This window comes from Proteus myxofaciens ATCC 19692 (genome assembly GCF_001654855.1).
Classification (GTDB): domain Bacteria; phylum Pseudomonadota; class Gammaproteobacteria; order Enterobacterales; family Enterobacteriaceae; genus Proteus; species Proteus myxofaciens.
On record NZ_LXEN01000157.1, the window covers coordinates 24,789 to 30,788 of the forward strand.

Genomic DNA, 6,000 nt, shown 5'->3' on the forward strand with positions numbered 1-6,000 from the left:
ATCGATTTACCTGATATTTTATTTTAAAAATTATAATTCGGTGATGTTATGAAACTAAAAACTGTTCTGCTATCGAGCTTTTTATTTGCGACTTCAGTTGCAAGTGCGGCTACATTAGATGTTACGTTAAATGAAGCATTGCCTTCAGGTGCTGGTCACTCTCTTGGTATGGTCACAATCACTGAAACCGATTATGGTTTGTTATTTACGCCTAAGCTAACAGGCTTAGTGCCCGGTATTCATGGCTTCCATATTCATGCTAATGGTTCTTGTGAACCTGATATAAAAGATGGCAAAGCAGTACCGGCATTAAAAGCAGGTGGTCATCTTGATCCAGAGAATAAAGGCGTCCATTTAGGTCCTTATAACAAAGAGGGACATTTAGGTGATTTACCTGGTCTTGTGGTGAATGACCAAGGGATTGCTGATTATGCTGTATTAGCCCCTAAATTGACTAAGCTTGATCAGATTAAAGATAAGGCATTGATGGTACATGTAGGTGGCGATAATTATTCTGATACACCAGAAGCCTTAGGCGGTGGTGGCGCAAGAATGGCATGCGGTGTTATAAAATAATACTTTATTATAAAAAATTAACTAAGCCTGATTGACGTATGATGACGGAATCAGGCTTTTTATTAGCGCCAGTCCTCTCTGATTTGATTTATTTACTCTGTAAATCGCTATGCTAATAGTATTTTTTATATAAATATTTATAGCTTATACTGATTCGATATAATAAAACCTAAATAACCTAGAGAATTACGTTAGACCAAAATGAAATAAGTGATATAGTGGTTATATGATACATCTTTATTATTCTTTTTAGTTATATGGTTATAAATAGAATAATGGAATAATAAGTTATTTTTGAAGGGATAGCGTCTCTATGAAACTACAGCAGTTACGTTATATTGTTGAAGTGGTAAATAACGATTTAAACGTCTCCACGACCGCCGAGCGTTTGTATACATCTCAACCGGGTATAAGTAAGCAAATCCGTATGTTAGAAGATGAATTAGGCATACAAATCTTTTCTCGTAGTGGTAAGCATTTAACGCATGTCACTGCTGCTGGTGAAGAGATTGTTAGACTTTCACGTGAAATTTTAACAAAAACAGAAGCTATTCGTTCTGCTGCGGGTGAACATACTTATCCAGATCGAGGTTCGCTATCTATTGCGACAACTCATACACAGGCTCGTTACGTGTTACCTCCTGTTATTAAAGGATTTATTGAGCGCTATCCTGATGTTTCATTGCACATGAATCAAGGTTCGCCAACACAAATCGCAGAAGATGTTTGCAGAGGGAAAAGTGATTTTGCGATAGCGACTGAATCACTTCATCTTTATAATGATTTGGTCATGCTACCTTGCTATCGTTGGAATCGTATTGTTGTTGTATCAAAAGACAGTCCATTAGCACAAAAACGAGAGGTGAGCCTTGAAGAGCTTGCTGAATACGACATTGTGACGTATACACATGGATTTACAGGGCGCTCTGATCTTGATGATGCATTTGGTAAAGTCGGTTTAAAACCAAAAATCGTTTTTACTGCCACTGATGCTGACGTAATAAAAACGTATGTTAGATTACATTTAGGCATTGGTGTTATTGCAAGTATGGCGTTTGATCCTGTACTTGATAGTGATTTAGTGGCTATTGATATGCGCGATAAATTTAGTTATAGCACAACCAAAATAGCATTTCGTCGTAGTGGTTTCTTACGTGGCTATATGTATGATTTTATGTGGCGTTTTGCACCTCATCTTACTCGTAATTTAGTAGAACAAGCCAGTACGTTACGCAGTAATGAAGAAATTGAAGAACTGTTTAAAGATATTGAATTACCTATAGTGTAATAAGATATTTACCAATATAAAGGCGGTTATATTGAATTCCGCCTTTATTTACTATTCTTTTATTCTTTTCCTTTCTTATTCTCGTTTTTTGCTAAAACGTTATCGCAAATAAAATCCCCACTAAAGAAAGCATCTGATTTTGTAATACTCAATTGACGATATTTTCTTAAAAAATCATAAAACTGTTGGTTAACTAGCGGATCATCTAATGCTGCGATATCAAAGATAGTGGTGATGGTTGAATACTCTAATGAAAGTGTAAATTTTCTACCAATACAGCTTGCTAATAACATTTTTGCAGACTGATAGGAGAAAAGAATACTGAGTATTTTAAATTTAGGAACAAAAATAAGATTGTTATTATGATTTAGTATCTCAGTGACGCCAGCAATGGTAATGGTCTTATAAGTATCAAATGAATCCCGCAATCCAATCTCTATTTGCTGTCCTTGCTTACGTAAGAACTCGATAAATTCTGCAAGAGAAGGAGACGCGATATTAATTGCGGTGCCTAATAATAGTTGTACAAATGACTGTGCGATAGAAAAATCACATGTCTGTTTATCTAACTTTTTAGTTTCAACTTTATTAGGTCCTAAAAATGGTAAATGATTTAATGCCTCTATCCAATGTTGTGGCTGGTAATAGGCTTCATTATTTTCTTTTTTTAGCATAGCAAGATGATTGGCCATAATAGAAATCAAGGCGATTTGTATATCTTTTAGTTGAGACATTTTTTTTATTTCAGCTGGCTGAAATGTTTTAGGCGAAGCAATGATAAATTGAACAAGGCCTTCTGTGTCTTTTATATTTTGAGAATGCAATGAATCTATTTTTATAGATTGAGGGTACGGTGGCTTGATAGCTTCTGAAAAATAGTCATTTGCCTGCCTAATATTTTTTTGTAAGTTGGATTGTTTATTATTCATTTTCATTATCCTTAATCGGCAATAACCCTTCCATTAAATCGTAATTAACTTCAAATTAAGAGATTAATTTTTATTAGCCTTGTGATGTTAATAACATCTTGTTAACAAAATGTGTGGTCTTTAAGCGAAATGCTACTTTATATGGTATGTTTAATATATAACCTTACCTATTTGATGGTTTATGCACTATCAGTATAAAAATAAGAAGGAGGAGCTATGTCGTTACGCTTAAAAAAGGAGAGTCTTTCTAAGCTCTCTGTTGGTAATCATAAATATAAATATTACCGACTTTCTGAAGTTGCTCGTCAATTGGGTGATATTGATCGCCTTCCTAAATCATTAAAAGTCCTCTTAGAAAATTTAGTTCGCTATTTAGATAATGACACGGTTGTTGAAGATGACATCAAGGCATTAGTTGAGTGGCAAAAAACAGCACATGCTTCACGTGAAATTGCTTATCGACCAGCAAGAGTGTTAATGCAAGATTTTACTGGTGTACCTGCCGTCGTTGATTTAGCCGCAATGCGAGAAGCTGTTCACGCGTTAGGTGGCGAAGTTGCTAAAGTTAACCCGCTATCACCCGTTGATTTGGTGATTGACCATTCTGTGATGGTAGATGAATATGCTTCACAAAATGCATTTGCAGATAACGTTGAAATAGAAATGAAACGTAATTATGAGCGTTATCTCTTTTTACGTTGGGGTCAGCAATCTTTTGAACGTTTTCGTGTTGTGCCTCCTGGTACAGGGATTTGTCACCAAGTTAACCTTGAATATCTAGGTAAAGCAATATGGTCTGAAGAGATAGATGGGCATCATATTGCTTATCCTGACACGCTGGTGGGTACTGATTCTCACACAACCATGATAAACGGATTAGGTGTACTAGGTTGGGGTGTCGGGGGTATTGAAGCAGAAGCCGCGATGTTAGGTCAGCCAATTTCAATGCTTATTCCTGATGTTGTCGGTTTTAAACTGACGGGTAAATTACGAGAAGGAATAACAGCTACTGACCTCGTATTAACCGTCACTCAAATGTTGCGTGCTCATGGCGTGGTTGGTAAGTTTGTTGAATTTTACGGTGATGGCCTTGCAACTTTACCACTCGCTGATAGAGCGACAATCGCTAACATGTCGCCAGAATATGGTGCAACATGTGGCTTTTTCCCTATTGATGAAATAACGCTTGATTATCTTCGTTTAACAGGGCGAGAAGAACAAGAAATAGCGCTTGTAGAAGCTTATAGTAAAGAACAAGGACTGTGGCGAAATATTGGTGATGAGCCTATTTTTACCTCCACATTATCACTAGATATGGGAACCGTTGACGTCAGCTTGGCAGGTCCTAAACGACCTCAAGACAGAGTTAATCTTGCAAATGTACCTAATGCGTTTAAAGCGGCTTTAGAGCTTGAGACTAATAAAAAACGATTAAGTCATTTTCCCCAAGTCAAAATTAATAACCACGATAAACCTTTTGATTTAACGGATGGCGCAGTTGTTATTGCCGCTATTACATCATGTACAAATACTTCTAACCCAACTGTATTAATGACAGCTGGCTTGTTGGCTAAAAACGCGGTTGAGAAAGGTTTACAGCGCAAACCATGGGTAAAATCATCTTTGGCGCCAGGCTCAAAGGTTGTCACTGATTATCTTAAATTAGCGGGATTAACGCCTTACCTTGATGAATTAGGATTTAATTTAGTTGGTTATGGTTGCACGACATGTATCGGTAATTCAGGTCCATTATTAACACCAATCGAAAATGCGATTAAAGAAAACGATCTCACTGTAGCTGCAGTGCTATCAGGTAACCGCAATTTTGAAGGTCGAATACACCCATTAGTTAAAACAAACTGGCTAGCATCACCTCCCTTAGTTGTCGCTTATGCATTATCTGGCAATATGAATATCGATTTAGCTAAAGATCCATTAGGGACAGATAAACAGGGTAACCCAGTTTATCTCAAAGATATTTGGCCTGATAGCACTGCGATTGCTCATGCTGTTGAAAAAGTAAAAACAGAAATGTTCCATAAAGAATATGCTGCTGTTTTTGATGGTGATGAAACTTGGCAATCATTGAAAATAGAAGATACCCCTGTTTATGCTTGGCAAGCAGACTCTACGTATATTCGTCATCCTCCTTTCTTTGAAGGCATGACTAAAACCCCTGAGGCAATCAAAGATATTCATGGTGCAAATATCTTAGCAATATTGGGTGATTCGGTAACGACAGACCATATTTCACCAGCCGGTAATATTAAAGCTGATAGCCCAGCAGGACGTTATTTACGTGAACATGGTGTTGAGCCAAAAGATTTTAACTCTTATGGTTCTCGACGAGGTAATCATGAAGTTATGATGCGAGGTACTTTTGCTAATATTCGTATTCGTAATGAAATGGTTCCTGGTGTTGAAGGCGGATTCACTCGTTATATTCCAACTGGCGAAACACTCGCTATTTATGATGCGGCTATGCGTTATCAACAAGAGAATAGACCATTAGCGATTATTGCAGGTAATGAATATGGTTCAGGCTCTAGCCGTGACTGGGCGGCTAAAGGAACCCGTTTACTCGGTGTTCGTGTTGTTATTGCTGGCTCTTTTGAGCGTATTCACCGCTCAAACTTAATTGGAATGGGCGTTTTACCTTTAGAATTTCCTGAGGGTGTAACACGCCAAACATTAGGCTTAAAAGGTGATGAAAAAATAGAAATTACAGGACTGAATACATTAACTCCAGGGCAAGATGTAGTGGTTAATATGACATTTGCAGATGGTCAAAGTAAGAAAATTATGGCGCGATGTCGTATAGATACAACAACCGAACTTGCTTATTTCCAGCATGGTGGGATCTTACATTACGTTATTCGTAATATGTTATAACGCTATTTAACGTACTTAGTTAATAAAATTAGCTAGGTATTAAAAATAAAAAAAAAGCCAACTCTATTAATTTTAGGGTTGGTTTTTTTATTTATAAATACGTTGATTTATTTTAATGAGAAAAAATTAACAGGGTTATGTTATATAAAAATATATAAGATAATTTGAAAACACTTTAAAATGAAAACATCCCCATTTCTTGTGAAATAAACACTAAATGAATTAGGTGAAAGGTATTTTATGGATAAATATAAAATTACAAATAACACAATGAAGTATAAAGATATTACGTTGTATAGAATAGAGCGAGTTGAT

Annotated in this window: 4 protein-coding genes; 3 read left to right on the top strand and 1 reads right to left on the bottom strand. The window is 36.4% G+C overall.

The genetic code is table 11. The annotated features are described in order from the left end of the window. The first annotated feature begins 48 nt into the window (after nucleotides 1-48). A complete protein-coding gene (gene sodC, locus M983_RS16150; RefSeq protein WP_066753393.1) occupies nucleotides 49-576 on the top strand; it encodes a superoxide dismutase family protein in 528 nt (175 codons plus the stop codon). A gap of 313 nt (nucleotides 577-889) precedes the next feature. Then, nucleotides 890-1,864 carry an HTH-type transcriptional regulator CysB gene (gene cysB / locus M983_RS16155; protein WP_066753396.1) on the top strand — a complete coding sequence of 325 codons (975 nt, stop codon included), beginning with the start codon at nucleotides 890-892 and terminating at the stop codon, nucleotides 1,862-1,864. 59 nt (nucleotides 1,865-1,923) lie between these two features. On the opposite strand, the gene M983_RS16160 is transcribed toward cysB, so the two are convergent. Further along, a complete protein-coding gene (locus tag M983_RS16160; protein WP_245684059.1) occupies nucleotides 1,924-2,793 on the bottom strand; it encodes a hypothetical protein in 870 nt (289 codons plus the stop codon). A gap of 216 nt (nucleotides 2,794-3,009) precedes the next feature. Between M983_RS16160 and acnA the strand changes: the two genes are divergently transcribed. After that, on the top strand, nucleotides 3,010-5,685 hold the full coding sequence (gene acnA / locus M983_RS16165; protein WP_066753402.1) for an aconitate hydratase AcnA: 2,676 nt from the start codon (nucleotides 3,010-3,012) through the stop codon (nucleotides 5,683-5,685). The last annotated feature ends 315 nt before the right edge of the window (nucleotides 5,686-6,000 follow it).